General features: G+C 66.8%; 29 protein-coding genes and 1 pseudogene. 24 read left to right on the plus strand and 6 right to left on the minus strand.

Features of this window, described 5'->3' with window-relative positions:
- Nucleotides 1-244 precede the first annotated feature (244 nt).
- From BSG17_RS09520 to BSG17_RS09530, 3 genes are all read right to left on the minus strand, one after another.
- On the minus strand, nucleotides 245-1,549 hold the full coding sequence (locus BSG17_RS09520) for an alpha/beta fold hydrolase (RefSeq protein ID WP_089823399.1): 1,305 nt from the start codon (nucleotides 1,547-1,549) through the stop codon (nucleotides 245-247).
- A gap of 119 nt (nucleotides 1,550-1,668) precedes the next feature.
- Nucleotides 1,669-2,781, minus strand: a complete 1,113-nt coding sequence (locus BSG17_RS09525; protein WP_089823402.1) for a pyridoxal-phosphate-dependent aminotransferase family protein — start codon at nucleotides 2,779-2,781, stop codon at nucleotides 1,669-1,671.
- A 157-nt stretch (nucleotides 2,782-2,938) separates the two neighbouring features.
- Nucleotides 2,939-3,769 carry a hypothetical protein gene (locus BSG17_RS09530; protein WP_089823404.1) on the minus strand — a complete coding sequence of 277 codons (831 nt, stop codon included), beginning with the start codon at nucleotides 3,767-3,769 and terminating at the stop codon, nucleotides 2,939-2,941.
- A gap of 135 nt (nucleotides 3,770-3,904) precedes the next feature.
- Between BSG17_RS09530 and BSG17_RS09535 the strand changes: the two genes are divergently transcribed.
- From BSG17_RS09535 to BSG17_RS09555, 5 genes are all read left to right on the plus strand, one after another.
- The gene (locus tag BSG17_RS09535) at nucleotides 3,905-5,305 is read left to right on the plus strand and encodes an MFS transporter (protein WP_089823406.1); all 1,401 of its coding nucleotides are present in this window, start codon (nucleotides 3,905-3,907) and stop codon (nucleotides 5,303-5,305) included.
- The gene (locus tag BSG17_RS09540) at nucleotides 5,302-5,952 is read left to right on the plus strand and encodes a hypothetical protein (protein ID WP_139246581.1); all 651 of its coding nucleotides are present in this window, start codon (nucleotides 5,302-5,304) and stop codon (nucleotides 5,950-5,952) included. The genes BSG17_RS09535 and BSG17_RS09540 overlap by 4 nt, the downstream gene beginning before the upstream one ends.
- A gap of 106 nt (nucleotides 5,953-6,058) precedes the next feature.
- Nucleotides 6,059-6,943, plus strand: coding sequence for an aldo/keto reductase (locus BSG17_RS09545; RefSeq protein ID WP_089823906.1), 885 nt, complete (start codon nucleotides 6,059-6,061; stop codon nucleotides 6,941-6,943).
- Between the two features lie 23 nt (nucleotides 6,944-6,966).
- Nucleotides 6,967-7,686 carry a class I SAM-dependent methyltransferase gene (locus BSG17_RS09550; protein ID WP_089823908.1) on the plus strand — a complete coding sequence of 240 codons (720 nt, stop codon included), beginning with the start codon at nucleotides 6,967-6,969 and terminating at the stop codon, nucleotides 7,684-7,686.
- 294 nt (nucleotides 7,687-7,980) lie between these two features.
- The gene (locus BSG17_RS09555; protein ID WP_089823411.1) at nucleotides 7,981-8,994 is read left to right on the plus strand and encodes a cupredoxin domain-containing protein; all 1,014 of its coding nucleotides are present in this window, start codon (nucleotides 7,981-7,983) and stop codon (nucleotides 8,992-8,994) included.
- A 202-nt stretch (nucleotides 8,995-9,196) separates the two neighbouring features.
- Here the strand turns inward: BSG17_RS09555 and BSG17_RS09560 are convergent, their stop codons facing one another.
- Nucleotides 9,197-9,856, minus strand: coding sequence for an HAD family hydrolase (locus tag BSG17_RS09560; RefSeq protein ID WP_089823413.1), 660 nt, complete (start codon nucleotides 9,854-9,856; stop codon nucleotides 9,197-9,199).
- Between the two features lie 120 nt (nucleotides 9,857-9,976).
- Between BSG17_RS09560 and BSG17_RS09565 the strand changes: the two genes are divergently transcribed.
- Nucleotides 9,977-10,615 carry a hypothetical protein gene (locus tag BSG17_RS09565; RefSeq protein WP_139246582.1) on the plus strand — a complete coding sequence of 213 codons (639 nt, stop codon included), beginning with the start codon at nucleotides 9,977-9,979 and terminating at the stop codon, nucleotides 10,613-10,615.
- A gap of 28 nt (nucleotides 10,616-10,643) precedes the next feature.
- Here BSG17_RS09565 and BSG17_RS09570 read toward each other — a convergent pair whose 3' ends face one another.
- Nucleotides 10,644-11,261, minus strand: a complete 618-nt coding sequence (locus BSG17_RS09570; protein WP_089823417.1) for a VOC family protein — start codon at nucleotides 11,259-11,261, stop codon at nucleotides 10,644-10,646.
- Between the two features lie 73 nt (nucleotides 11,262-11,334).
- Between BSG17_RS09570 and BSG17_RS28585 the strand changes: the two are divergent.
- The 3 genes and pseudogenes from BSG17_RS28585 to BSG17_RS25945 all read left to right on the plus strand — a co-directional run.
- Nucleotides 11,335-11,514 (plus strand): annotated as a pseudogene (locus BSG17_RS28585) (VOC family protein); the annotation flags it as partial.
- A gap of 198 nt (nucleotides 11,515-11,712) precedes the next feature.
- Nucleotides 11,713-12,300, plus strand: a complete 588-nt coding sequence (locus BSG17_RS27770) for an FAD-dependent oxidoreductase (RefSeq protein ID WP_170864780.1) — start codon at nucleotides 11,713-11,715, stop codon at nucleotides 12,298-12,300.
- Between the two features lie 461 nt (nucleotides 12,301-12,761).
- A complete protein-coding gene (locus BSG17_RS25945; protein WP_139246583.1) occupies nucleotides 12,762-13,022 on the plus strand; it encodes a hypothetical protein in 261 nt (86 codons plus the stop codon).
- Nucleotides 13,023-13,041: 19 nt separating this feature from the next.
- On the opposite strand, the gene BSG17_RS09585 is transcribed toward BSG17_RS25945, so the two are convergent.
- Complete coding sequence (locus BSG17_RS09585; RefSeq protein WP_089823424.1) at nucleotides 13,042-13,653, minus strand: hypothetical protein; 612 nt, start codon at nucleotides 13,651-13,653, stop codon at nucleotides 13,042-13,044.
- A 245-nt stretch (nucleotides 13,654-13,898) separates the two neighbouring features.
- Between BSG17_RS09585 and BSG17_RS09590 the strand changes: the two genes are divergently transcribed.
- The 15 genes from BSG17_RS09590 to BSG17_RS09660 all read left to right on the plus strand — a co-directional run bounded on the left by BSG17_RS09590 (nucleotide 13,899) and on the right by BSG17_RS09660 (nucleotide 25,492).
- The gene (locus tag BSG17_RS09590; protein WP_089823426.1) at nucleotides 13,899-14,624 is read left to right on the plus strand and encodes a bacteriorhodopsin; all 726 of its coding nucleotides are present in this window, start codon (nucleotides 13,899-13,901) and stop codon (nucleotides 14,622-14,624) included.
- 87 nt (nucleotides 14,625-14,711) lie between these two features.
- Complete coding sequence (locus BSG17_RS09595; protein ID WP_089823428.1) at nucleotides 14,712-15,437, plus strand: lycopene cyclase domain-containing protein; 726 nt, start codon at nucleotides 14,712-14,714, stop codon at nucleotides 15,435-15,437.
- The gene (locus tag BSG17_RS09600; RefSeq protein ID WP_089823430.1) at nucleotides 15,434-16,504 is read left to right on the plus strand and encodes a Brp/Blh family beta-carotene 15,15'-dioxygenase; all 1,071 of its coding nucleotides are present in this window, start codon (nucleotides 15,434-15,436) and stop codon (nucleotides 16,502-16,504) included. Before BSG17_RS09595 ends, BSG17_RS09600 begins: the two co-directional genes overlap by 4 nt.
- 94 nt (nucleotides 16,505-16,598) lie before the next feature.
- Nucleotides 16,599-17,897 (plus strand): histidinol dehydrogenase, encoded by a 1,299-nt coding sequence (hisD, locus tag BSG17_RS09605; RefSeq protein ID WP_089823910.1) that lies wholly within the window; start codon nucleotides 16,599-16,601, stop codon nucleotides 17,895-17,897.
- Entirely contained in the window at nucleotides 17,894-18,679 is a 786-nt protein-coding gene (locus BSG17_RS09610) for a class I SAM-dependent methyltransferase (protein ID WP_170864769.1), read from the plus strand. Before hisD ends, BSG17_RS09610 begins: the two co-directional genes overlap by 4 nt.
- Before the next feature lie 74 nt (nucleotides 18,680-18,753).
- A complete protein-coding gene (locus BSG17_RS09615) occupies nucleotides 18,754-19,119 on the plus strand; it encodes a HesB/IscA family protein (protein ID WP_089823431.1) in 366 nt (121 codons plus the stop codon).
- A 241-nt stretch (nucleotides 19,120-19,360) separates the two neighbouring features.
- Entirely contained in the window at nucleotides 19,361-19,606 is a 246-nt protein-coding gene (locus BSG17_RS09620) for a DUF5816 domain-containing protein (RefSeq protein ID WP_089823434.1), read from the plus strand.
- Between the two features lie 86 nt (nucleotides 19,607-19,692).
- On the plus strand, nucleotides 19,693-20,034 hold the full coding sequence (locus tag BSG17_RS09625) for a DUF7116 family protein (protein WP_211609099.1): 342 nt from the start codon (nucleotides 19,693-19,695) through the stop codon (nucleotides 20,032-20,034).
- A 91-nt stretch (nucleotides 20,035-20,125) separates the two neighbouring features.
- Nucleotides 20,126-20,701, plus strand: coding sequence for a mechanosensitive ion channel domain-containing protein (locus BSG17_RS09630; RefSeq protein WP_089823437.1), 576 nt, complete (start codon nucleotides 20,126-20,128; stop codon nucleotides 20,699-20,701).
- Between the two features lie 46 nt (nucleotides 20,702-20,747).
- Nucleotides 20,748-21,746: a metal-dependent hydrolase gene (locus BSG17_RS09635; RefSeq protein ID WP_089823439.1), complete on the plus strand. Its 999-nt coding sequence runs from the start codon at nucleotides 20,748-20,750 to the stop codon at nucleotides 21,744-21,746.
- A 103-nt stretch (nucleotides 21,747-21,849) separates the two neighbouring features.
- Nucleotides 21,850-22,485: a hypothetical protein gene (locus BSG17_RS09640; protein WP_089823441.1), complete on the plus strand. Its 636-nt coding sequence runs from the start codon at nucleotides 21,850-21,852 to the stop codon at nucleotides 22,483-22,485.
- A gap of 110 nt (nucleotides 22,486-22,595) precedes the next feature.
- Nucleotides 22,596-23,189 carry a DUF2238 domain-containing protein gene (locus tag BSG17_RS09645; protein WP_089823915.1) on the plus strand — a complete coding sequence of 198 codons (594 nt, stop codon included), beginning with the start codon at nucleotides 22,596-22,598 and terminating at the stop codon, nucleotides 23,187-23,189.
- 90 nt (nucleotides 23,190-23,279) lie between these two features.
- Nucleotides 23,280-23,489, plus strand: coding sequence for a dodecin (locus BSG17_RS09650; protein ID WP_089823443.1), 210 nt, complete (start codon nucleotides 23,280-23,282; stop codon nucleotides 23,487-23,489).
- A 94-nt stretch (nucleotides 23,490-23,583) separates the two neighbouring features.
- Nucleotides 23,584-24,981 carry a bifunctional metallophosphatase/5'-nucleotidase gene (locus BSG17_RS09655; RefSeq protein ID WP_089823445.1) on the plus strand — a complete coding sequence of 466 codons (1,398 nt, stop codon included), beginning with the start codon at nucleotides 23,584-23,586 and terminating at the stop codon, nucleotides 24,979-24,981.
- A 106-nt stretch (nucleotides 24,982-25,087) separates the two neighbouring features.
- Nucleotides 25,088-25,492 carry a universal stress protein gene (locus BSG17_RS09660; RefSeq protein WP_089823447.1) on the plus strand — a complete coding sequence of 135 codons (405 nt, stop codon included), beginning with the start codon at nucleotides 25,088-25,090 and terminating at the stop codon, nucleotides 25,490-25,492.

Here is a 25,492-nt window from a genome sequence, read left to right on the forward strand (position 1 = left end):
CGCCCGAGTGTTTCCACTTCGGAAGCGATGACCGCGCGGCGAACCCGGGTGTGCGACATCTCTGGACCACGTACTGAGTGGTCGTCCGACGTCGGCGACGACGACGGACCGGACTCCGTCCGCCCTAAAGAGACGAGTGCCCGGCACGAGGGTTTCCCGGTCGACTCGGCATGCTGCCACTGGGATGAGACCGGCCGTTAGTGTTCCGGGCAACATTCTACACCTCCGAGAGACGTCTCTGGAGCTACGACCCGACCGACTCCGGTGCGACGTCGTCGATCCAGACGACGAGATCCGAGACGACGTCACGGGCGACGTTCCCGCCGAAGGAGAGGCTCAGCGGCGTCGTCGGGACGTACCCCTCTTGCAAGAAGTGGTCGAGACCCTCGTAGAGCGCGACCTGACTCCCGTCGGGGAGGTCGGCGGTTTCCCACGCTTCGAACCGCCCGCGAAGGAATGCGGCGACCTCCGGTCGGGCCTCCTCGTCGACCCGGTACGTAGTCGCGACGAAGACGGGAACGTCGAGGCCGCTGGCGGTAGCCTCGGGGTCGTACTCGTTTAGAGTTCGATGCCAGACGCCCGGTCTGCCCACGAGCGTCTCGTCGTCCTCGAACTCGCCCGCCGCGATCCGACGGAGCGTCTCTCGGTCCGCTTCGAGTTGGGCCTCCTGTTCGTCGTCGAGGTCGCCGTCTCGGTCGAACTCGTACCGGATGATGTCGGCGTCCTCCGGGTCGAGGCCGGTGGTGGCAGAACCGTCGAGGTTCACGACGCCAGCGACGCCACCGTGACGGTCGGCGATTCGGGGAGCGGCCATCCCGCCTTGGCTGTGTCCGGCGACGAACACGGCGTCTCCGTCGACCTCGTCGACTGCGGCGAGTGTGTCCAGTGCCGCGACCGCGTCGTCGACGACGACGGTGTCGAGGGTGTGGTCCCCGTCGTCGACGTCGTGCGCTGCCAGTCGCTTCTCGTATCGGAGCGAGGCGACTCCCTCGGTGGCGAGCCCCCACGCGAGGTCCTTGAAGAGCTTCGATGCGCCTGCGGTCCCGTCCGGGTCGTGGATACCTGCGCCGTGAACGTAGACGACGCCCGGGAACGGTCCGTCACCGTCGGGGACGGTGAGAACGCCGTCGAGGGTCACGTCTCCGGCGTCGACGGTCACGCTGCGCTCGCCGAACGCGCTCTCGTCGACGTACTCCGGGACGTCGTACTCGGGGGCGAACGAGAAGTCCGTGACGCCGTCTCCGTCGACGACGACGTTCGCCGTCTCGGTACCGCTCTCGAATCGGAACGTGACGGTCGCTTCGTCGCCGTCGACAACCACCTCGCCGACAGCGTCGAAGTCGCCGTACTGGGCGTAGAGTCCCCACCAGTACTGTTCAAGGGCGTCTTCGGCAGTCGTCGACTCCTCTTCGAACTCGTCGGGGAACGATACGACGACCGCGTCTCGACCGTCGTCGGCGACCAGTTCGACGGCTTCGGCAAACGACCCGTCGAGGAACCGCGTCGCGAACTCCCGAACCGTCTCTTCGGTGTCGCTCGTGGGGGCCATGCGTCGAGTCGTGATTACGGGAGCGATGATAAATAGTTTGACGTGTTCGGTGTCACACTCGACGAGACGCGGAACTCTTCTGAGCGGACAGCCGTCGAACAGAGAGTGAGGCCGGAGAGCTACAGCCCCGCGACGTCCTCGATGGCGTCGGTCAGTTCTCTGATCGACTCGACGTCGTGTTCGCCCATGTGGCCGATGCGGAACGTCTCCTCGCCGAGTGCAGAGCCGTAGCCGTTCGAGAACGCCATGTCGTACTGCTCGGAGACCTGTTCGATGGTCGCGGCGACGTCGATCCCCTGCGTGTTCTCGATGCAGGCCACCGTCTGGGACTCGTAGCCCTCCTCGGGGAACATGTCGAAGTGTTTGTACGCCCACTCGCGGGTGTACTCGGCCATCTCCTCGTGTCGCCGACTGCGTTCCTCGTGGCCCTCGTCGAGCATGTACTTCATCTGCTTTCGGTAGGCCAGCATGACGGGGATGGCGGGCGTGGAGTGGGTCTGGCCCTTCCGGTCGTAGTAGTCGAGGGCCCGCTGGAAGCCGCCGTACCACGACGCGGAGTCCTTCGACAGTTCCCGCTCGTAGGCCTCGTCGCTGACGGCGCAGACCGCCAGTCCCGGCGGCATCGCGAACGCCTTCTGCGTCGACGCGAAGATGACGTCGATGTCGTGTTCGTCGACGTCGACGTAGTCGCCGCCGAGCGAGGACACCGCGTCGACGACGAAGTAGGTGTCCGGATACTCCGCGACGACGTCGCCGATCTCCTCGATGGGGTTGCGGACGCCGGTGGAGCTCTCGTTCATCACGCAGGCGACGACGTCGTAGTGTTTCTCGCTCGTCTCGAGCGCCTCGCGGACGTCTTCGGGTTTGACCGCCTGCCCCCACTCGTACTCGAGCGTGTCGACGTTCTTCCCCAGTCGCTCGGCGACGTTGGCGTGCCGTTCGCTGAAACTCCCGCAGGTCGCGACGAGGATGTTCTCGTCGACGAGGTTGAGCGTCGACGCCTCCCAGAACTCCGTCCCCGACGCGGTGAGGATCATCACGTCGTTGTCCGTGCCGAGGAACTCCTTCGTGTCCTCGACGACGGTCGTGTAGAGGTCGGTCATCCGGTCCATGCGGTGGCCGAACATCGGCTCGCACATGGCCTCGATGACGTCGTCGCGGACCTCGGTCGGACCCGGGATGTACAGTGTCTTGTTCGGATAGTCGTCTTTGTATTCGCGTTTCTCGGTCACAGGAGCCACCTAAGTACGACTCACTGTGCAGTCGGAGGGCATGGTACTTTTGATTCCCCCCAATTACGGCGGACGACGGGCCGGTCGTCGGGCCCGGAGCGCGACGGTCGAGAACGGCGTTCGGACCCCGTCGACGCGCCGACGCCGGAGACGGACCTCACCGCGACGGGCCGTCGTAGCGACCCATCCCGGCGTGGAGTTCCCCGTCGACGACGGTCCACCCGCGCCGACCGTCGGTGTAGACGGCGGGGGTCGTCGTCGCCTCGAACGTGTTGAAGCTGTTCGAGAGCCAGAACCCCCACTCGTTCCACCCCTCGAAGCGGATCTCACCGACGGTGACCGTCGCCGGACCGTCGGTCTCGTAGGTGGCCGAGACGGTGCTGGCGAAGCGAGCGCAGTTGTCCGTCTCGCTCCACGGGGCTCGACAGTCGACGGTGGTCGCGTCGGAGATCGGAGCGAGGAACGTCCCGTTCGCGAGGGGGTCGCGCGTCTCGATATCGTGGTCGACCGTCACCTGCCACGAGATGGAGTACGTCGTGGGGTGGGCGACGAGTTCTCTGTTAGTCATCTCCTCCGGAATCTCGTCGCGTGAGATCTCCCGACGGTCGACGACCGACCCGTTGTCGGCGTACGTCCAGAGGACGTAGCGGTCCTCCCCGACCAGGCGGTCGGCGTGCAGGCGGAGCATCGGCCCGCGTGCCGTCTCGACGACCGACGCGTCCCAGTCGGTTAATCGGTTTCCGTCGTCGTCGTAGAGCCAGAGGTTCGACGAGAGGTCTGCCTCGACGTCCTCGCCCTGGGGGAACGGGAGCAACAACGTTGCGTTCTCGACGGTGGCGTTCGTGCTGACCGACGTCGTGTAGGAGTACGAGGAGTAGTGACTGTACGCGAAGTCCGGCGGGAAGAGCAGGAACGCGAACGCGGCGAGCGGCGCGAGAGCGACGAGACCGACGACTGCGAGGACGAGGAGCCGCTTCGAGGAGACCATGTGTTCTAGACGACAGTATCTACGAAGTAACTGTTGAGAGCCGAGATAACACGAGTCGAACCGCAGGGGAGACCACCCAGTCGAACGACTGGCCCGACCGGCATCGTTTAGTTCACGCTCGGAGAATCGAAACCAATGACGGAGCGATGGCTCTACGCGTGGGGGTTGGGTTCGGTCGCCTTCGGTGGCGCCTCGCTCCTCGTGCCGCTGTACATCGTCCAGTTGGGGGCGACGTCGGTCCAGTTGGGCGTGCTCGCGTCGACGGCCGCGGTCATCGGCGCGCCCGGAGCGATTCTCTTCGGGCGACTCGCGAACCGCGTCACACGGCGGCGACCGCTGGTGCTGGTGACGTTGCTGGGCGTCGCTGCCATGCTCGTAGTGATTCCCCTGTCGACGAACATCACGACGATCATCGTCGCGAATGCAGCGCTCTGGCTCGTCGTCGCGTCGGTGAGTCCAGTGTTGACGATGTTGGTCGTCGACGACGCGCCCGAGTCGAGGTGGAGCGCGCGTATCGGCCTGCTGAACAAGTATCAGGGGTACGGCTGGGCCGGGGGGCTTGTGCTCGGGACGGTCTGGCCGCTCGTCGGCCCTCGAGTCGTCGACGAGACAGCAGTCACGGAGACGTTGTTCTGGCTCTTGGCCGCCTGCGCCGCCGTCGCCGTCGTCACTGCCGCGGGGTCGCTACCGCGTCCGGCGCCCGACGGCCACGTGACGGGCGAGCGTCGGGCGCGACGGATCGCTCGCCTCCTGTCGAGTTCGCGAAGCGGCGTCAAGGGGACGACGTTCGTCTTCGCTCCGAACCGACTGTACTGGTCCACACGGGGGATTCGTCCGCGACGACTCCTCGAGCGACTCGATCCTGCGCTGGCGACGTACTTCGCCGCCGCGACGCTGTTCTCCGTCGGGTTCGCGGCGTTCTGGGCGCCGCTTCCGCTCTTTCTGACCGAATCGAACTTCGTCTCTGGACAGGTGTTCGCGCTCTATCTGGTGTCCAGTCTCGCGTCGGCCGTCCTCTACGAGTTCGCCGGGGGGTTCGCGACGAAGTACGATGTCCGACTGTTGCAGTCCGGCGCACTCGCCGTGCGCGGAGCGCTGTTTCCGATGGTCGTCCTCGTCACTGCCGTCGCAGCAGTCTCGGTCGGGTTCGTCACTGTCGGCGTCGTACTCGCCGCAATCGGGGCGACCTGGGCGTTCATCGCCGTCGTCGGGACGGCCATCGTCACCCGACTTGCGCCACCGAGCGTCCGCGGCGAGGTGCTCGGTGTCCACACGGCGCTGAGCGCGGTCGCAGGCGGCGTCGGCGGCGTGCTGGGTGGCTGGGTCGCCGGCTTCGGCTATCTCACGGCGTTCGGCGTCGCAGGTGGTCTCGTCGTTCTCGCGTCCGTTCTCGTCTTCTCGCTTCGGACGCTCTCGGGCGGTGAGAGAGCAGCGAAGACGCCCAACGAGAACGTGGCCGAGACGGCGTCCACCGTTGCCGTCCCGGCCGTCTCGACGGAGGAAGTCGGCGAGGAGATCGAGGTACAGACGAGATGAGTACGACACGTAGTCGCCCTCACGAGTGGGTCCCATGGAGCGCGCTCGGAGCGATGTTGGGCGCTGTACTGTGGACGGCGATGCCGTGGGTGCAGCGAATCGCGCTGGGGACCCGACCGTACGTCGCCACCGCGTACGACGTCGTCGCGTGCGCCGGATGGCTGCTGATGGTGTGGGGTCTCGTCGGGTTTCGCTCGACGTTCCGAGCACAGTACGGACGACTCGGCCGTGTCGGTGTGTGGACGACGGGGGTCGGAATGGCGCTCGTCGCAGTCGTCCTCGCCAGAGCAGTCGTCGCCTTCGTCGACGCCGGCTTTCGCGCCGTTCCAGCCACCGGCGAAGACCCCGCCGGCCTCGTCGTCACGATCACGGCGTTTCTCGGACTGGGGGTGACACTCACGGGAGCGGGAGTGCTCGGTGTCGCGCTTCGGCGTCTCGAGGGTCCGACGTTCTCCGCGTCCCTGTTGCTCGTCGGCGCAGCCGTCGTTCCCGCCCTTGTCGTCGGTCTCCGCTTCCTCTCGCTCCTGCCACTGGCTCTCGGTATGCTCGTCGTTCGGACCCCCCTCGTGCTCGTCCCGTTCGGCGTCGGGTGGCTGGCACTCGGTCGACTCGTGTGGACCGTGTCGCGACACGACCGCTCGACGTAGCGCGCCGTTGTCGTCGGGGTCCACGCACGGTGGGGCGACTCCCACAGCGGACGGTCGTCTGTGGGAGAGACACACGCTTTTGTCCGTCGCCCGCGACTCGTCGGTCATGCAGACACGCGCTCTGGGGGAGACCGGTCACGACAGTACCGTCACGACGTTCGGTGCCATCGCGCTCAACTGGCTCGAACAGGAAGGGGCGAACCAGCTGGTCGAACTGCTGCTCGACCACGGCGTCAACCACTTCGACGTCGCCCCGACGTACGGCGACGCGGAGCTGAAACTGGGACCGAAGCTCAGACAGCACCGCGAGGAGATCTTTCTGGGCTGCAAAACCCAGGAGCGGGAGTACGAGGGAGCTAGACGGAAACTGGAGCAGTCGCTCACTCGACTCGGCGTCGACCACATCGACCTCTATCAGATACACGGGCTGGAGTACGAGGAGGAACTCGACACGATCACCGGCGAGGGTGGCGCGCTCGCAGCCATCCGCGACGCGAGAGCGGAGGGACTCGTCGACCACGTCGGGTTGACGAGTCACGGGGATCCGCAACTGATCCACGACGCGCTTGACCGGATCGACGACCTCGAGACGCTGATGCTCCCGATGAACCCCGTCGTCGTCGGCAAAGACGGCGCGGAGTACGACTACGCGTCGGTGCTCGAACGGGCGGACGATCTCGGCGTCGGCACGCTCGGCATCAAGGCCTTCGCGAAGGGGTCGTGGCCGTCGACGGACGAACTCCCCGAGGCGGACCGGCCGTACGCCAACTGGTACCGGCCGGTCGACACGCCCGACGAGATCCGCGAGCGGTTCGACTTCGCGGCGGCACAGGGGCTCACGAGCGTCGTCACCCCGGGCGACCCGAAACTGGTCGCGATGGTACTCGACGCGGCCGAACGCTACGACGGGATGGACGACGCGGCCCAGCGGTCGCTCGTCGAGCGACTGCGTCACGACGACAGCCCGGTCCCCGAGCAGTTGCACCACTGACACGGAGTGGACGAGGCGTGTCTATCGACGTTCCACGGACGGTGACGGCCGCGCTCGCCGACCGACCGGTGTCGGGAGCGGTCTGTCTCGAGGCCGGCGCGGGCGTCGGCAACACGACCGCCGGACTGCTCGCGGCGGGTGCCAGCCGCGTCTACGCGGTGACGAACGACGCCGAACACGCGGCGACCGCGCGCGACCGAGTCGCCCGCAGTAACCCCGAGCGAGCGGCCGTGCTGGAGGCGGATCTCCGGAGTCTCCCGCTTTCGACCGACTCGGTCGACGTCGTCACCGCCCACGGGCTGTTCAACGTCCTCGCTCCCGAGTCGCTCGACGCCGTCGTCTCGGAGCTGACCCGAGTCGCGGCTCCGGGCTGTCACCTCGTCGTCGACGACTACGAACCTCTCCCCGACGCCGCCGCCGTCCGGGAGCTCTTCGCGCTGGAGAACGCCGCCAGCGAGTTGGCGACGGGCCGACCCGCACTGACGTTCTACCCCTCGGCGGTGCTCCGACGCCTGTTCGTCGGGTCCGGGTGGGCGTTCGACAGAGAACTGACGCTTCTGGACCCGGTACCGTGGACGGCGAGCCACGTCAGAGCGCACGCCGAGGCGACGCTCGCGACGACGACGCTGCTGTCGGACGAACTGGCGGCCTCTCTGACGGAGAAGATCGATCGAGTCGCCGAGGCGGTCGGGTCGGAGTCCGTCGGCGAGATGTACAGCCTCGCGTTTCGGTTCCCCTCCTGAGTCGGTCGCCGGTCGATCGGAGCGTCAGACTGCGACCACGCCGAAGACCTCGCGGGTCGACTGCCTCGACGACGTCGACGTCGGCGGGCAAATCCGTCGACGCGGACGAGTCGCCCGAATAATTCGATTTGTTTCGTTCACGAAACTATCAACCTCCCAACTGATATCTGCCACTCAGTTGTAGTTGCGGTCGGTCGCGTCCGCGACCGCCTCCGACCGACTGCTGTGCCGAGGCGGGCGACAGCCGGGAAGTGTCCGTCGAACGGAGGGGGAACGAACTGCGACCGTCGAACCATGACCGAAACAACGAACGAACCGGACGAAAACGAGTACAGGCGTGAGACGACCGTCACCGTACCCCGTCGTGCTGTTCTGGCCGCGACCGGAGCGACGACGGGGATGGCGTTCGGGATGGGAACGGTAGCGGCACACGGGGAGCGCGAACGCGGGGACTGCGGGGAGAGCGACGGCCCGGACGGCGGGGCGGCCGACCCGACCGCACTCGACCCGGTGTTCGGGGTGGCCTCACAGCGGCGAAACCCCTGTAGCGGTGCCGCCTCGTCGGACTGCTTCGAAGAGTTCCCGAGGCCAATCCGGCCGAGTCACGAAGTCGAGATGCAGATCGGGTTACCGGGGCCACTGGTCGCACTCGCCGAGCAGGGCGGACTCTCACGTCGGACGACCGAGAGCATCAACGAAGAGGTTGCAGACGGGAGAGTGACGCCAGGGAACCTTCACAATCCCGAGACGACTGTCTCGATTCGCCGGTCCGGTGGAGAGACGGAGTCGCTCACGGTCACAGAGATCGCACAGGTGGTCAGGGCGACGACCGGGTTTCACTTCAACCCCGCGGGGATCGCCGTCGCACCCGGCGACATCGTCGTGTTCAGTGCGGAGACTCCCGACCACGCCGTCGCGGCGTTCCACGAACGCCACGGACGACAGAACCGGGTTCCCGACGGAGTCGGCCCGATCGCGTCGCCGTTGATTCCAGTCGGCGGTTACTGGCTCTACCGATTCGAGACGCCGGGTGTCTACGACCTCTACTGTCCACCTCACCAGGTGTTCGGGATGGTCATGCGCGTCGTCGTCCACGAAGGGGACGGCGAAGTGCCGTCGCCCTCCATCGAGAACACGGGCCGTCCACCCCAAGCGGAAAACGAGTTGGCGACGATTCTCGGTGGTCTCGACCCGAACGTCCCCAGCTCGCTGGAGGTGCTGCAGGCGGAGGTCCTCGCTCCCGAAAACGTCGTCGAGGAAGGTACAGTCACCTGGGACGCGGTCCTCAAAGCGCATCGCGGACAGTGAGCGTTCTCCCTCTTTTCGGAGTGGTCGCATCCGACAGCGTCCGACGACCGGTTACTCTTCGACTGTCTCGCGACGCTGGAGCGTGACAGCCGGATACAGACGATCGAGGCGGTGTAGCCGAAGCGCACCGTCGACGCCGTCTCCGTTCGCCGTGGACTCGGACTGGCCGTCGAGAGGCGGCAGTTCGCCGTCCGGACGGTCGTCAGTCGACGAGATCAGCGACGTCGTAGAGCGAGTCGACCTCGTACGTGGGCGTCACCGAGAGGTCGACGTCCCGGGTGTGTCGACGGCGGACGAACGCCGAGTCGAGACCCGCGCGGTTCGCCGCGACGACGTCGCTCTCGCTGTCGCCGACGTAGAGCGCAGACTCCGCGTCGAGGTCGGAAAGCGCCCGGTCGAGATAGTGGGTGTTCGGTTTCTTCAACGACAGGCTCTCGACCGTCATCTCGCGGCCGTAGAAGGTGTCGAACAGCGGGTCGAGGTCGAAGAACTCCAGTTTGAAGGCGACGGTGGTGTGGTGGTTGTTGCTCACGACGCCGCGTGGTCGCCGGAGGTCTCCGACGGCCTCGACGTCCTCGTACCGGTCTCGGTCGCCCGCTCTGAATGCCTCGAACTGGGACCGCTCGTCGTGGCGCTCTCGGGCGTCCCAGAACTCGGCCACGTCGAGGTCGTAGGCGAGACAGATCTCTTCGAGTCGAGCGGTGGTCATGCCGCTCACCACGTCGACGAGGTGTGTTCGATCCACGTCGTCGACGCCGACCGCTCGGAACGCGGCCGCGGCCGCTTCGAGTTGGGTCCGTCGTGCCGGCGGTTCGACGAGCACCCCGTCGCTGTCGAAGAGCACCGCGTCGTACGCTGTCATACGATACTCGGTAGCAGACCGGGCGGTTGTACGTTTCGGTGTCCGGAGTCGCTATAAACCAGCAACCGAGGGGACATAGGCGCTGTATAATAAGGGCGTTCCGGGGTGATCGTCGTAGCGATGACTGACAGACGATTACTAGTTGGGCTGCTCGCAGTCCTCGTCGTGCTCGCTGGCTGTGCCGGCGGCACCGGACAGAACGCCGGTTCGACGGCCGAGACGACAGCAGACACCGAGATGACCGAGAACGAGACGGCGGCCACCGAAGCGACCACGTCGCCGACGTCGTCGACGGAGACGGCGACGCCGACCGAGACAGCGACGCCGGACGAGTCGTGGAGCGAACCGCAGCCGCCGAACTCCCCTCGTGAAGACAAAGTCGAGGAGGGACGCCTCAAGAGCGTCGAGTACGTCAACGTCGAGAAGGGTGCGAACGGCGAGGGCGTCTCCAGTTTCGACCTCCGCGTGCGCGCGAACACGTCGATGAAAGACGTCGACCCGCCGGAGCACGGTGACGTGCAGGGCGAACCGTACTTCCTCGTCTACGTCAACGACACGCTCACCTACCGCAGCGACTACGTCCAGTTCGAAGAGGACGGCGAGTGGACGCTCGACATCCCGCGGGAGGCGTGGGACCAGTTCGACGCCGGCCCGCTGAAGGTGAAGGTCCAACTCGTCGACCGTGACAGCGAGTTCGACGACGTCTACGGCGTCTGGACCGACTACGACACCGTCTACAACCCGAAAGCCGAAGAGTAGAGCAGCAACCCACGGTTGGTTCTTTGTTTTACTGCAGACCGCCGACACCGGACGCGGCGTCCGGCAGATCGTGTGCCGTCGCGTCGAGTCCGAGCTCCTCCAGCGCCGCCTTCGTATGTTCGTCCTTCGCGTAGTCGGCACCGGCCGCCTCGCGGATCTCTTGGGTCTTCGCGAGTACCTCGCCGCGGCGTTCGTCGGGGATCTCGTACTTGTCGGTCGAGAGTTCGATAACAAGACCGTTGTTGTCCTGCGTGTACAGCGAGAAGAAGATGCCGCGGTCGAAGATGTTGTAACCGCGGCCATCCTCGTCGATGGCCTCGACCATCTCCTCGAACCGTTCGGGGTCGACGCGGAAACAGAGGTGGTGGACGGACCCGACCTGGCCGCGCTGGCCGTGACGGTTCGACGGGCGGTCGTCGCTGACGAAGAACGTCAGGATACGGCCATCGCCGGTGTCGAAAAAGAGGTGTGTCTGCGAGGGGTCGTCGAGGTTCGGCTGGCGCAGCACCAGCGGCATCCCGAGCAGGTCGCGGTAGAACGCGACCGTGTCGGCCTCGTTGCTCCCCCAGATGGTCACGTGGTCGGTTCCGGTGGTGTGGAACGGACTGTCCGGCAGGTCGGCTGTGACGGGTACGTCGTCGCTCATCTGTCTCCTCGTACACACTACCGACGGATAAACTATCCAGTAACCCAGCCGTCAGGCGGTTACACCGGTGTCAGTGGGAGAGGTAGCCCTCTCCGCGGGGAAGTCGACGTGTGCTCGCAGACACCCCGGGGGAAACGCCTCTGCTATCGCCACCGACCCCCAGCGGAACGTCGAGTTCTACACCGACGTACTCGGGCTGCGGTTCGTCAGACGGACGGTCGACTTCGAGGACAGGTTCGTCTACCACCTCCACGACGGCGACGACGTTCCGTCGCCTCGACGCCGAGGTGGGCGACCGACGCTACCACGACCTCGGTCGCCACGTCAGCGACAGGTGGCCGGGGTCGACCGTCTGGTCTCGGACGTCCGTCGAGTCTGTGACCGACCGAGAGTATCGGCAAAGATGTCGGCTAAACTAACACCTTCTGCGGAGAGCGACGTACGTCATCATATGGCACACGTTATCGTCGTCGGCGGCGGTGCCGCCGGCCTCAGCGCGGCGCTGTTCGCACAGAAGAACGGTCTCGACACGACGGTGTTCGACACCGACAAGACGTGGCTGCACAAGGCGCATCTGTTCAACTACCCCGGCATCGGGTCGGAGGACGGCACCGTCTTCCTCGAGACGCTGCGGAACCAGGTCGACAGCTTCGGCGTCGACCGCACACAGGGTGAGGAGGTCACGGCCGTCGACTCGACGGACGACGGGTTCACCGTCACGACCGGTGACGGCGAGTACGACGGCGACTACGTCGTCCTCGCGACGGGTGCGAACCGCGACCTCGCGGAGGACCTCGGCTGTGCGTTCGACGAGGACCTCGTCGACGTCGACGTGACGATGGAGACGAGCGTCGAGGGGGCGTACGCGACAGGTGCGATGGTCCGCGCAGAGGAGTGGCAGGCCGTCATCTCCGCGGGCGACGGCGCCGCCGCCGCGCTCAACATCCTCTCGGCCGAGAAGGGCGAGAACTACCACGACTTCGACGTCCCGGCCGACGCCGACGAGGTGTTCGGCGGGATGGCCGACGACGAGACGTAAGCGGACGAGGGCGACCGTCCGAGCGGACAGTCGGTCGTTGGGTGGTCCCCGCTCGCCGACCACTGCTAGTGTCTGATGGATGAACTTCTAGAAACCGCATAATAAGGATCGTCGCGTCGGAACCACGACCCGATGAACCGACGTGTTCTCGTGTTGCTGATCGGCGGACTAGTCCTCTTGGCCGGCTGTACGGGTGGAATCGGCTCCGGAGACGTATCGCCGACGGACACGACAGAGACGACAGACGACGCAGCGACGGGAACGCAGACCGCGACGACGACGTCCGAACCGACGCCGACCGCGGAGTGGAGTTCGCCGACACCACCGAACAGCCCCACACAGGTAGACGAGAAGCAGGTCGAGAAGGGTCGCATCGCGAGTGTCGAGTTCGTGAACACCGTCGAGGGGGCCGACGGCGAGGGCTACTCGAATTCGACCTCCGCGTCCGGGCGAACACGACGATGGAGAACGTCGACCCCGACCACGGGACCGCAGACGGCGAACCGTACTTCGTCGTCCTCGTGGACGACAAACTGCTGGAACGGACGAAACTCGTCTTGGAGCAGGATGACGGCGAGTACAACATCACGGTCCGCGGCGGCGGCCTGACGACCTTCGGGCCCGGAACGCTGGAGGTGACTGTGCTGCTCATGGACGAGGACACGGAACGCGACGACGTCTTCGGTCGATGGACGGGTGAGGTCGAGTACAACCCGGATTGAGGTGGCTCGTTCCGGCCGCTCAGTTCAGAACCCGGTCGAGGCCGACACTCGAAGCGAAGACGACGAGGCTACCGCAGAGCGCGGCGACGGCGAGGGTCGTGACACTCACGCCGACACCGGAGGGTGCAAACGGACTCGTTCCGCCCGATTCGACGAACGCGGCGACTGCTTCTGGACCAGCATAACCGAGGACGAAGAAGGCGAGGGTCAACAGGACGGCGAAGCCACCGGTGACCACCCCGACCAGAGTCGCGACGTCTTCGACGTTGAGGAGTCGCCGGGCCGCGTCCTCCGTGAGGTCCGGTTCGAGTTGGAGGCGGCGAACTGTCACTGCCACGAGCGCGCTCGCGGTTCCGAGTTCGATGCCGCCGCCGACCAGTCCGAGCAAGAGCATCTTCGGGGAGGCAGCCGTTGGCGAGTGGCTCGCGAAGAGCGCCTTCGTCTCGGCCGGATAACCCGCGGCCAGTGGAAGGACGAGCGCGAGGACGAAGAGGAGGCCACTCTGCCACGCGAGCTTTCGCGGGACAGGCTGCTTGAAGAAGCTAAAGCGCTGGAGACGGAGTCGCTCGTAGGTCGAGCCACCTAAAATCGCATCTGCGATCGGGTCGGTGAGGGGGTCTGATTCAGTCATGATTGCGGTCGGTCTCACTGTTCTGCCGCTGAAACCCGATACACCGAACAACACAAATATACGCTTTGGTTCGCGTGTGTTCGGTTCACACGACTGTACGTTTTAACAGAAATTATTCACAAGCTACTGCTTATTTTCGATAGAGCAAATATACTTGGGCTTCTATCACAATAAACTCGAAGATATCCCTCACTATCTTCGATTATCGACACCGATATTTCCACGCGCGCCCACGTACACACTGTATGGTAACTGTAGGCGCAGAATCACTGTGGCTGTGGATCGGGACACTGGGCATGACAATCGGGACTCTGTACTTCGTCGGCCGTGGCCGTGGAGTCACGGACAAGAAGATGCAGGAGTTCTACATCATCACCATCTTCATCACCACCATCGCGGCGGCGATGTACCTCCTCATGGCGACAGGGTTCGGCTTGACACAGGTACAGGTCGGTAACAGAACGCTGGACATCTACTGGGCGCGGTACGCCGACTGGGTGTTCACGACGCCGTTGCTGTTGCTCGACCTCGCACTCCTCGCGGGTGCAAACCGGAACACCATCGCGACCCTCGTCGGTCTCGACGTGTTCATGATCGCGACGGGGCTCATCGCCGCCCTGGAACCGAACGCGACGTACCGCATCATGTGGTGGGGTATCAGCACTGGTGCGCTGCTCGCGCTCCTGTACATCCTCGTCGGCACGCTCTCGAAGCAGGTCGAGACCCGTGACGCGGAGGTACAGTCCCTGTTCAGCACGCTTCGCAACCTGACGATGGTGTTGTGGTTGCTGTACCCGGTCGTCTGGATCCTCGGCACGGAGGGGACCATCGGTATCCTCCCGCTGTACTGGGAGACGGCCGCGTTCATGGTGCTCGACCTCTCGGCGAAGGTCGGCTTCGGCTTCCTGCTGCTGCGGAGCCGCGCCGTCCTCGAGAAGGCGAGCACCCCGACTGCTGCGGCGACGGCCTGAGCGCCGGTCGCAGCATCGAAAGCTCCACCGTAATTTTCAGCAGACTGACCTATCGAACCGAACAACCGTGATGAACGATTCACCCTGATGACACTGACGTACCTGGATTTCCTCGTCCTCCTGCTCGGCCCTCCGCTCGTAGTGCTCGCTGGGCTCCTGTGGGCCGGCGACTGTAGGCTCGGCCGTCGACGCTGTGTGGCTGCCGGTCTCACTATCGTCACCGCCGTCGGTCTCGTCTACACGACGCCGTGGGACAACGAACTCATCGGCCGTGGCGTCTGGTGGTACGGTGAGAACGCCGTGTTGGCGACGATATGGCGCGCGCCCGCCGAGGAGTACCTCTTCATGCTGCTACAGCCTGTGTTGACAGGGTTGTGGCTCGCTCGCCTCCCCCGAGTCCCGACCGCAACGACCTGGCGGACGGGGATGACACTCGGCAGTCGGACCGGTGGCGTTCTCGCCGGGGCCGTCGTGACGGCAGTGGGTGCCGTCTTTCTCGGGTCGGACGCGACGTTCTACCTCGGCGCGATTCTCGCGTGGGCGGGACCGGTGTTCGCACTCCAGTGGGGGTTCGGGTGGAGACAGCTCTGGGAGCAGCGTCGACTCGTCACCCTGGGAGTGGGCGTCCCGACGCTCTATCTCGCCGCGGGTGACCGGGTCGCGATCGACCTCGGCATCTGGTCGCTGTCGCCGGCGTACACGACGGGCGTCACGGTCGGCGGCCTCCCGGTCGAGGAGGGACTGTTCTTCCTCGTCACGAACATGTTCGTCGTGCAGGGACTCGTACTGTTCCTCTGGGTGGTGGACCGATGACCGAGCACGCAGACGGCACTGAGCGCGCCGCGTGGGTCGAACACTCGCAGACGGTCGTCCGTACGGCACTTCGGCCAGCGTGGCTCCTCGTCGCCGCGCTCGCTGTGGGCAGTCTGGTCGGTGGCACCGTTCCGGACAGCGTCCAGTACGTGGTCCTGTTGGCGACGCTGGCCGTCCTCGGCCTCCCACACGGAGCGGTCGACCATCTCGTCGTCGCACGACTCCGAGGCGACTCCGACTCGCTCGCCCGGAATCTCGGCGTCGTGAGCGTCGTCTATCTCGTCGTCGGCGGTGCGTACGTCCTCGCGTGGTTCGTCGCCCCGGCGGCGTCGTTCGTCGCGTTCATCCTCTTGACGTGGTACCACTGGGGACAGGGCGATCTTGCCACGTTGCGCTCGTTCGGGGAGGACCACCTCCAGACACGCCCACAGCGACTCCTGACGCTACTCGTTCGGGGCGGCCTCCCGATGTTGGTTCCGCTCTTGGCGTTTCCGGCTGCCTATCGAACGGTCGCGGAACTGGTGGTCTCCCGATTCGACCCCGCCGCTGCCGACGCTCTCGGGTGGGCGTTCCACCCGGAAGTGCGTCTGGGTCTCGGCACCTCGTTTGCGGTGCTCGTCGTCGGGTCACTCCTCCTCGGCGGTCTTCGCGCCCGAAACGGGACCGCCGCGACGTGGCGCGCGTGGCAGGTCGACGCGGGCGAGACAGTCCTGCTCGCGGGCTACTTCGCCGTCGTCCCGCCGGTGCTGGCAATCGGGGTGTACTTCTCGGTGTGGCACGCCCTTCGGCACGTCTTCCGCGTGGCCGCACTCGACGACTCCTCGGCGCTCGCCCTCGACGAGGGGCGACCATCTGCGGCGCTGTGGCAGTTCACACTGGACGCGGCACCGCTCTCGGTCGCGTCGCTCGTCGTCCTCGCGGGGTTGTTCGTCGCCGCCCCCTACGCGCCGACCGACGTCGCCGGGTTCTCGGGGCTCTATCTCGTCTTCCTCGCCGTGTTGACGCTGCCGCACGTGGTGGTCGCGACGTGGGCTGACCTTCGACAGGGTGTCTGGTCGGTCGAGTGAGAGATATCCGAACGGAGCGGCGCGGTCGTCCACTCGACCGAGAGCGTGTGACGCGATGGAAACCGTTTTTCGCGACCGTTCCGAACTCCGGATCATGAACATACGTGAGATCGCCGACCTCGGGCCGGACGAGCGCGACGCGCTGTTCGCACGCGACGCCGGCATCGAGGCGGTTCGGGGCGACGTCCGCGACATCGTCGACCGGGTCCACCAGGAGGGCGACGTCGCAGTCCGGGAGTTCTGCCGCGAGTTCGACGACGTCGAGGTGGGGAATCTCGACATCACCGACGAGGCCGAACGCGCCTACGACGCGATCGACGAGGAGGTCCGCGAGGCGATCGAGACGGCGGCGGCGAACGTCCGCGAGTTTCACGAACGACAGCTCCCCGACGACTGGCGCGAGAACTTCGACGGGCGCGAACTGGGGCGTCGCTTCCGGCCGCTGGACCGCGTCGGTGTCTACGCGCCCGGCGGGACGGCCGCCTACCCCTCCAGCGCGCTGATGGGCGTCATCCCTGCGAAGGTCGCCGGCGTCGACCACGTCGCCGTCGCGACGCCGCCTGCCGACGAGATCAACCCCGTGACGCTGGCGGCCATCCACGCCGCGGGCGCGGACGCGGTCTACAGCGTCGGTGGCGCACAGGCCGTCTCGGCGCTCGCCTACGGGACCGAGACCGTCAAGGCGGTCCAGAAGGTCGTCGGCCCGGGCAACAAGTGGGTGACGGCCGCGAAGGCCGAGGTCCGCGGCGACGTCGAGATCGACTTCCTCGCGGGGCCGAGCGAGATCCTCGTCGTCGCCGACGAGACCGCCGACCCGGCGTTCGTCGCGGCGGACCTCGTCGCACAGGCCGAACACGACCCCAACTCGTCGGTCGTCGCCGTCACCGACGACGAGGCGACCGCCGAGGCCGTCGTCGACGAGGTCGAGCGACAGGCCGCCGACCGCGAGCGCGCCGACATCGTCGAGGACGCTCTCGCGAACGACGCCAGCGGCGTCCTGCTGGCGCGGTCGATGTCCGAGGCCGTCCTCTTCGCCGAGGAGTACGCCGCCGAACACCTGACGATTCAGGCTCGCGACGACGAGGAACTGCTCGACCGCATCTCGAACGCAGGGAGCGTCTTCCTGGGTCCGTACACGCCCGTCGCGGCCGGCGACTACGCCTCCGGGACGAACCACGTCCTCCCAACGAACGGTGGGGCGAAATTGTACGGTGGACTCTCGGTCGACACGTTCCTGCGGTCGACGACGGTTCAGCGACTCGACCGCGACGGACTCGACGACCTCGCGCCGACCATCACGACGCTCGCCGAGGCGGAGGGGCTGGAGGCGCACGCCGAGAGCGTCCGGCGGCGATTCGCCGACGACGACGGAGACGCAGACACCGACGAGTGACCGACGCTCGGCCCGCCCGGACGTTCGCCGAGGCCTGCGAGGCCGTCCTACAGGACCCCGACGGGGAGCACTCGCTGGCGACGACGCTCGCCCCGCTGGCCGACCGGCTGGCGGCCGACGCGGAGGACGACTACGACCGACAGTTCCGGACGGTGACCGAGCGGACCCCCCGAACGGCGGAGACGGTGCTGGCGGTGGACTGCGGTGTCGGCGGACTGCTCCCCCGCCTGGAGGCGCGGTTCCCCCACGTCGTCGGGCTGGACGCCCACCCCGACCTGTTGGCGTTCGCCGAACGTCGGGTCCGACATGCGGTGCTCGAAGACGGCGACGTGACGGACTGTGACCTCGGACGGCGGTTCGACGCCGTCGTCGCCTTCGAGTACGCCGTCTCGCAGTTCGCGAGCGACGGCGACCTCGCGGCCTGCTTCGCGACGGTCGCCGACCACCTCGCGCCGGACGGCGTCCTCGTCTTCGACGCCGTCGTCGACCCCGTCGCGGTCGACGCGGAGACGGTTGGCGTGTTCACGGACGAGCGGTACCGCCTCGAACGCGCCGTCGACGTCGTCCCCGCACCGACGCTGCCGGGGGTCGAACGCCGGATCGACTACCGCGTGACCGACCTCGAGAGCGGGCGAGAGGCGACGACGAGCGAACGCCAACAGATCCGGACGGTCGACGTCGAGGCGGTGCAGACCGCGCTGGCGACGGCGGGGTTCGGTCGGGTGACCGTCGACCACGACGCGGCCGGCGAAGGGGCGATTCTCGTGACTGCGCGGCGCTGACTGCGACCGCCGGAGACGGGTCACGACGGGGGTCGGCGTCAGGGTTAACACGGTCGGCCGTGTAAGAGTCACCTATGAGCACGGAAACCGCCGACGGGGAGACGAGAGCCCCCATCACGGTCACGAAAGCGGCGGCCGAGGAGGCCATCTCGCTTCTCGACGGCGAAGGGATGGATACGGACGTCGCCGGACTCCGCCTGTTCGTCCAGCAGGGCGGCTGTGCGGGGCTCTCCTACGGGATGCGTTTCGACGACGAGCCAGAGCCGGACGACACGGTCACCGACTTCCACGGACTTCGGGTGTTCGTCGACCCCGCCAGCATGAAGTACATCGGCGGGTCGACGCTCGACTACGAGGGCGGCCTGCAGGCGAAGGGGTTCCACGTCGAGAATCCCAACGTCGAGAGCGAATGCGGCTGTGGCGAGTCCTTCAGAACGTAGAGAAAGGTTCTTTTCAGCGTTCGCCGAACCGGAGGTATGGCCCTCCACTCGCGACGTGGTCTGCTTCGACTCGGGAGCGCCGCGGCGGCGACGTCGCTGGCGGGATGGGCGAGTCTGCCGTTCGTTTGTCTCCCCCACCCAGTACTACCTGGACTTTCTACAGAACGGATGCGGAAGCGACTCCATCTACCTCTGACCGCCGAGAACCACATTCAAAAGCCACCGCGCCGTAGCGGGGGCAATGACACTGGAAACGGCCACCACGGCGGACGGCGAGCAGGTGTACGTCGACCGGAGCGCGGGCGTCCGCGGGTCGGAGGCCCCGTTCTTCGTCGTCTACGTCTCCGAGGACGCCGACCGACGCTGGGGGTTCTACTGCGACAACTGCGGGACGTTCGACAACGCGATGGACACGATGGGTCGCATCGTCTGCAACCGGTGTGAGAACATCCGCAAACCCGAGGAGTGGGACGCCGCCCACGAGTAACCGAGTTCGACGAGTAGAGGCCTCGAAGCGCTCGATTTTCGAACGGTGCCAAGATTTATCACAAGGGCTGTAGTATGGTTAGCTACATGGCCCCTGTTACCATGCCACCAGTCGAGCAAGCGCGGGAGATCTTCACCCGCCTCGGCTACGTCGTCTCCGGCGAGGGGACTGAACTCACGGCGGAACGTAAGTGGCGGACCGTCCACGTAACCGCGATGAGCGGCATCGACGCGGAGACCGAACAGCGCGTCCTCACGGACGGGGGGAACGGTGACGAACCCCGTTTGCGCTGCTTCGTGACGTGGGAGGCTTATACAGGGGAACTCCGCGAGCGACTGATGGAGGCGAAACCGCCCTACGACTGGGCGGTCATCGGCGTCGACGACCACGGTAGTTACGAGGTCGTCCACGGCGCAGCTCCGGCCTGACCGACGTCGGCCCGAGTCGGCCTACCGACTAGCGGCCGACCGGGTCTGACAGCCCCCCGATTTTTGCGTCGCCCGCGTGTCGACAAGCGACATGCTCGTCTTACAGAGCGGCCTCGTCACGCAGGCGTTCGTCGACTTCGTCGCGAACATTCGGACGGCACTCCCGGCCGTCGTCTCCGGACTCGTCTTCTTGCTGCTCGCAGCGGTGCTCGTGAAGGTCGTCCTGTTCGTGCTGAAGGTTGCCCTGAAACAGACGCTTCCGGGCGAGTCACCCGTCTATCGGCAGTTCGTCACGACGGTTGTCGGCGTGTTTCTCTGGTTCGGGGTCGGACTGTCCTTCCTCTCGATCGTCGGGTTGGAGGACATCGCGGCGTCACTCGGCACCGCCGCCGGGTTCGTCGCACTCGGCGTCTCCTATGCGACGTCGAGCATGATCGCCGACGCCGTCGCGGGTATCTACCTCCTCCGCGACCCCGACTTCATGCCGGGCGACACAGTCGAGACGGGTGACACCACCGGCGTCGTCCAGACCATCGAACTCCGGAAGACCCGCCTCGCGGTCGACGGCGACACGGTCGTCCGCGGGAACGCCGAGATAGAAAAGAAGTGGAAGAAAGTCGAGACGGCAGGCGAGGACCGACCGACCGAGGAGGCTGTGACGAGTTAGCACGCGTTCCGAGGAGCTTATTCTTTCAGCGCACGAACGCACGGTCGTGTTTGTCGGTCACGCCCTCCTCGCGTTCGCGGTCGCCGCGAGCGTCGCCGCGTTCACCGGGTGGCCGCGAGAGCGTGCCCTCTCGGTCGGCCTCGTCGCCGGGCTGTTCGCGGCCGCGCCCGACGTCGACATGGCGTACGCCCTCGTCGGCGTCGCGACCGCGAGCGTCGGGAACGCGCTGGCGCTCGCCGGAGCCTTCTGGCAGACCGGCAACCTCGTCCACCGGGCGGTGACCCACTCGCTGGTGGTCGCGCTGTTCGTCTCGCTCTCGGTCGGCCTCGTCGCCTCCGGCGTGCGGGCCGCCTCGCTCGGGGGGCGGCGACGTCGAGCGAGTCGCCTGTCGACCGGCGGCGGTCTGCTCCTCTCGACCGCCCTCGTCGTCGCCGCGGGCGCGAAGAGCGGCCTGCTCGGTGCAGTCGTGATGGGGCTGTTCTGTGCCGTCTCGCTCGGTATCGCACTCGTGGCGGTCCGTCGGACCGAGCTAGACGCCTGCAGCCTCGCCGCCGCGGCGCTGTTCGGCGTCGCTTCCCACCCCTTCGGCGATCTCTTCACCGGCGAGCCGCCGGCGTTGCTGTATCCGCTGGACGCCGTCGTGTTCGCCGATCGACTCACTCTGCACGCCGACCCGACCGTCCATCTGCTGAGCGCGTTCGGACTCGAACTCGCGACGATCTGGGCGGCGGTGCTCGTCGGGCTGTGGCTGACCGGGCGGTCGCTCCGGACCGCCGTCGACGCTCGGGCGGCGCTCGGCGTCGGCTACGCAGGCAGCCTGCTCGTCATCCCGGCGCCGACGCTCGACCTCTCGTACCCGTTCGTGTTCACCGTCCTCGCCGTTGGCGCGGTCGGCGCGACGCCGCGGTTCCGGCGGTCGGTCCCGTCGCGGCGGCTACGGCGACCCACCTTCGAACTCCCGGAGCGGCTGTCGGCGGCCGTCACCGGACTGGCGGCGGTGACGCTCGGGTGGGTGGCGTACTCGCTGGCGTACCTCCTGGCCTGACGCTCCTCGCCGGCCGTCAGGGCAGTCGTCGACGCCCCCGGTCGCCGCGACCGTTTTCGACGTGTCGGAAAGGTTTTGCCTCGGCTGACGCCTACGTCAGGATATGTCACGCTCCGGGCTCCGAGACGTCGTCGAGCGCCGACAGGTGAACGCCGTCCTCGGGTGGCTGCTCGTGGGCTTTCTCGCCGTCGTCGCCGTCGCCGCGCTCCTCCGCCGAGACCTCCTCTGGGCGGGGTTCACGCTCGTCGTCGTCGCGCTGGCGATCGTGCCGGCGGTCGCCGCCCGGAACCCGCGCTCGATGCTCCCGTGGGAGGTGATCGCGCTGGCGTCGCTCCCGATGCTCGCTCGCGTGGTCGTCGTGGGCCAGCGCGTCGACGGCATCACGCTCACCGGCCGAGTGACGACCTATCTCGCGGTCGCCGCGGTGGCGCTCATCATCGCCGTCGAACTGGACGTGTTCACGTCGGTGAAGATGAACTACTCCTTTGCCGTCCTCTTCGTCGTCATCGCGACGATGGCTGCCGCCGGCGTGTGGGCGGTCGCGCAGTGGCTGTCGGATCTCTACCTCGGCACGGGGTTCCTCGTCGATCGGAACACCGGGGCGACGCCCGAGACCGAACTGATGTGGGATTTCGTCGCCGCCACGGTCGCCGGCGTCGGCGCGGGGTTCCTCTTCGAGTTCTACTTCCGGCGGCGACGCGACAGACAGGCGGCGCTTCTAGAGGAGGTCGAGTCGTGAGCGCCGACTCGGGGAGAGAGTCGGAGTCCACCTCCGCCACGGACGCGCTGTCGCGAGTGCGCGCCCTCGTCCGCCTCGACGAGCGGACCCAGCGGCGACTGTCACGAGCGATGCAGGTGACGCTCGTCGGACTGCTGTTCGTCGGCTTCGAGCGAGGTGACCTCGGCATCGTCGTCAACGCCGGCGTCGCGTTCCTCATCACCTACCTGCCCGCGACGCTCGAACGCGACTACCACATCCCGATGAACGCCGGGTTGACGCTCTGGATCACCACCGCGGTGTTCCTCCACGCGCTCGGCACCGTCGGCATCCCCGGCACCGAACAGACGTTCTACCGGTCGCTGCCGTGGTGGGACAGCGTCACCCACGCGCTGTCGGCCAGCGTCGTCGCCGCCATCGGCTACACGGTCGCCCGCGCGATCGAGGAGCACACCGACGGCGTCGAACTCCCCGAGCGGTTCATGTTCGTCTTCATCCTGCTCTTCGTCGTCGCCTTCGGCGTCCTCTGGGAGGTGCTGGAGTTCGCCATCGGCGGGGCGGCAGACCTCCTCGGCAACGACGCGGTCCTGACGCAGTACGGCCTCGAAGACACGATGACCGACCTCGTGTTCAACACCGTCGGCGGCGTCGTCGTCTCGATCTGGGGGACCGCCTACCTGACAGACGTCGTCGGCGCGCTCGCGACCCGACTGAACCGCCAGTGAGTGGCCGACTTCGCGTCGTCCCGTCGGCCGCGGAACCTGTTCTGGTCGGGGAGTGTCTTTTTGCCCTAGCCGAGTGAACAGACAGATGCGATGGTATACAAGAAGATCACCCTCATCGGTCGGAGTGACGAGAGTTTCGACGCCGCCGTCGACGACGCCGTCGACCGCGCAAACGACACCCTCGACAACGTCCACTGGGTCGAAGTGAAGGAGATGGGCGTCGAGATCGCCTCGGTCGAGGACCGTGAGTACCAGACAGAGGTCGAGGTCGCCTTCCAGCTCGAAGAGCCGGAAGCGTAACCTGGCGATCGGATCATCCCTCGCGGGAGCGAAGAAACGTCGCCGGCGACGACGTCTCGACGGCTTCTTGTCGTCGGCGACGTCACACCCGGTCATGCCGCGGTTTCTCCACTACTCTGACGTCGAGAACGTCTACGACGACCCGGAGCGTGCGGGCCGTCTCGCCGGAACGATCACCGCACTCGGCGGCGACGACGCGCTCGTGGTCGGCACCGGCGACAACACCTCGCCGGGCGTCGTCGCGATGGTGGCGAAGGGCCACCAGGCGGTCGACTTCTTCCGCGCCGTCGACGCCGACCTCTCCACGTTCGGCAATCACGACTTCGACTACGGCCCCGACGAGACGCGTGCGCTCCTCCCGGAGACCCCGCAGACGTGGGTGAGCGCGAACGTCCGCGACGAGGACGGCGGGCGGTTCGGGGCCGCGGAGGGCGTCGTCCCGTGGACCGTCGAGGAGGTCGACGGTGTCCGCGTCGGCTTCTTCGGCGTTACGGACCCAGCGACCGACTCGCTGAACCCCAGCGCCGCCGACCTGACGTTCACCGACCCCTACGAGGCGGCCGAGCGGGCTGTCTCGGCACTCCGAGACGAAGGCGTCGACCGCGTCGTCGCTCTCTCGCATCTCGGCGGCGGCGACGACGAACTCGCCCGCCGCGTCGACGTCGACGTCGTCCTAGGCGGGCACGTCCACAGCGAGCGCGTCGACCGTGTCGACGGCACCGTGCTCACCCGCCCCGGCGTCAACGGCGAGACGGTGCTCGAAGTCGTCGTCGACGAGGAGGGGGTCCGCGTCGAGCGCCACGACCCCGCGGACGGTCCCGAGAATCCACGACTGGCCGAGGCGTTGCGTAGCCGCGTCGCCGAGGCCGGGTTGGACGAGGTGGTCGCGACCGTCGAGCGACCCATCGAACGGAGCGCCGACGTGGTCCACGGCGGGGAGTGTCGGGTCGGGAACTTCGTCGCCGACGCCTACCGGTGGGCGACCGACGCCGACGTCGCCCTCCAGAACAGCGGCGGCATCCGCGCGGGGCCGCCGCTCGAAGGCGCAGTGACCGTCGCCGACCTCGTGAGCGTCATCCCGTTCGAGGAGCAGGTCGTCCTCGCCGAGGTGACGGGCGCGGAGTTGCTGGACGCCTTCCGGCAGATGAGCGCCGCCGTCGTCGACTTCGGCGAGGCGGGGTGGTGGCACGGCCACGTCAGCGGCGCGCGGATCGTCTGGGACGACGACGCGGCGGAACTCGTCGAGGCGACGGTCGCCGGAGAGACGGTCGACCCCGACCGACTCTACACGGTGGCGATGGCGGAGTATCTCCTCCACTCGGACCACGAGTTCCCGGCCGTCGAGGAGCGCCACCGCGCGGGCGAGTTCGGTATCCAACACGAACAGCTCGCGGCGTACGCACGCGAACGTGGCATCGACCCCGCGGTCGAGGGGCGGATCGAACGGATGTCGACGGCGTCCCCCGCGGAGCCGTCGCAGAGAGACGCGTGAGAACCCATTCTCGTGACGAACGGTCGGTCGAGCCGACGTGTGACTCACCGTCGCACCCGATGAGCGAAGGGCAAGGTTGACACTATCGAGGGGAGAACGTCGACCAATGACGCTGGTCGTCGTCCCCGTCCGGTACCCCCTGACCAGTCACTCGCGTGCGACGCTCGCCGAAGCGATCCGCGTCGCCGAGGACCGCGCTGCGGATCTGACGGTGCTCCACGTGAACCTGTATCAGGACAACGACGGAGTGACGCGGACGGAGTTGAAACGCGCCGTCGAACGCGAGTTCGGGCAGGTTCCGCGGACGCGGTACGCCGTCCGGCGTGGCTTCCTCGTCGAGGAAACGATACTCGAGGAGGTCGCCGCCGAGAACGCTGACGTCGTCGTCATCGGCTCGAAACAGGCCGGCCGGTGGCGGCGGACGCTCCGACGGTTCCTCGACGACCCGGACATCGAGTCGTTCCTGCGAGAGAAACTCGACTGTACCGTCATCACGGTACGGGCCGACTGA

This window comes from Halogranum amylolyticum, from assembly GCF_900110465.1.
GTDB classification, from domain to species: Archaea; Halobacteriota; Halobacteria; order Halobacteriales; family Haloferacaceae; genus Halogranum; species Halogranum amylolyticum.

Bases quoted from the DNA above. Each gene is read 5' to 3' on its own strand.
- BSG17_RS09585 (WP_089823424.1), bottom strand. From the start codon at position 13,653: ATGACTGAATCAGACCCCCTCACCGACCCGATCGCAGATGCGATTTTA.
- BSG17_RS09555 (WP_089823411.1), top strand. From the start codon at position 7,981: ATGACCGAAACAACGAACGAACCGGACGAAAACGAGTACAGGCGTGAG.
- BSG17_RS09565 (WP_139246582.1), top strand. From the start codon at position 9,977: ATGACTGACAGACGATTACTAGTTGGGCTGCTCGCAGTCCTCGTCGTG.
- BSG17_RS09530 (WP_089823404.1), bottom strand. From the start codon at position 3,769: ATGGTCTCCTCGAAGCGGCTCCTCGTCCTCGCAGTCGTCGGTCTCGTC.
- BSG17_RS27770 (WP_170864780.1), top strand. From the start codon at position 11,713: ATGGCACACGTTATCGTCGTCGGCGGCGGTGCCGCCGGCCTCAGCGCG.
- BSG17_RS09600 (WP_089823430.1), top strand. From the start codon at position 15,434: ATGACCGAGCACGCAGACGGCACTGAGCGCGCCGCGTGGGTCGAACAC.
- hisD (WP_089823910.1), top strand. From the start codon at position 16,599: ATGAACATACGTGAGATCGCCGACCTCGGGCCGGACGAGCGCGACGCG.
- BSG17_RS09625 (WP_211609099.1), top strand. From the start codon at position 19,693: ATGGCCCCTGTTACCATGCCACCAGTCGAGCAAGCGCGGGAGATCTTC.
- BSG17_RS09560 (WP_089823413.1), bottom strand. From the start codon at position 9,856: ATGACAGCGTACGACGCGGTGCTCTTCGACAGCGACGGGGTGCTCGTC.
- BSG17_RS09535 (WP_089823406.1), top strand. From the start codon at position 3,905: ATGACGGAGCGATGGCTCTACGCGTGGGGGTTGGGTTCGGTCGCCTTC.
- BSG17_RS09590 (WP_089823426.1), top strand. From the start codon at position 13,899: ATGGTAACTGTAGGCGCAGAATCACTGTGGCTGTGGATCGGGACACTG.
- BSG17_RS09545 (WP_089823906.1), top strand. From the start codon at position 6,059: ATGCAGACACGCGCTCTGGGGGAGACCGGTCACGACAGTACCGTCACG.
- BSG17_RS09540 (WP_139246581.1), top strand. From the start codon at position 5,302: ATGAGTACGACACGTAGTCGCCCTCACGAGTGGGTCCCATGGAGCGCG.
- BSG17_RS09595 (WP_089823428.1), top strand. From the start codon at position 14,712: ATGACACTGACGTACCTGGATTTCCTCGTCCTCCTGCTCGGCCCTCCG.
- BSG17_RS09620 (WP_089823434.1), top strand. From the start codon at position 19,361: ATGACACTGGAAACGGCCACCACGGCGGACGGCGAGCAGGTGTACGTC.
- BSG17_RS09645 (WP_089823915.1), top strand. From the start codon at position 22,596: ATGCAGGTGACGCTCGTCGGACTGCTGTTCGTCGGCTTCGAGCGAGGT.
- BSG17_RS09520 (WP_089823399.1), bottom strand. From the start codon at position 1,549: ATGGCCCCCACGAGCGACACCGAAGAGACGGTTCGGGAGTTCGCGACG.
- BSG17_RS09640 (WP_089823441.1), top strand. From the start codon at position 21,850: ATGTCACGCTCCGGGCTCCGAGACGTCGTCGAGCGCCGACAGGTGAAC.
- BSG17_RS09655 (WP_089823445.1), top strand. From the start codon at position 23,584: ATGCCGCGGTTTCTCCACTACTCTGACGTCGAGAACGTCTACGACGAC.
- BSG17_RS09570 (WP_089823417.1), bottom strand. From the start codon at position 11,261: ATGAGCGACGACGTACCCGTCACAGCCGACCTGCCGGACAGTCCGTTC.
- BSG17_RS25945 (WP_139246583.1), top strand. From the start codon at position 12,762: ATGGAGAACGTCGACCCCGACCACGGGACCGCAGACGGCGAACCGTAC.
- BSG17_RS09615 (WP_089823431.1), top strand. From the start codon at position 18,754: ATGAGCACGGAAACCGCCGACGGGGAGACGAGAGCCCCCATCACGGTC.
- BSG17_RS09660 (WP_089823447.1), top strand. From the start codon at position 25,088: ATGACGCTGGTCGTCGTCCCCGTCCGGTACCCCCTGACCAGTCACTCG.
- BSG17_RS09630 (WP_089823437.1), top strand. From the start codon at position 20,126: ATGCTCGTCTTACAGAGCGGCCTCGTCACGCAGGCGTTCGTCGACTTC.
- BSG17_RS09650 (WP_089823443.1), top strand. From the start codon at position 23,280: ATGGTATACAAGAAGATCACCCTCATCGGTCGGAGTGACGAGAGTTTC.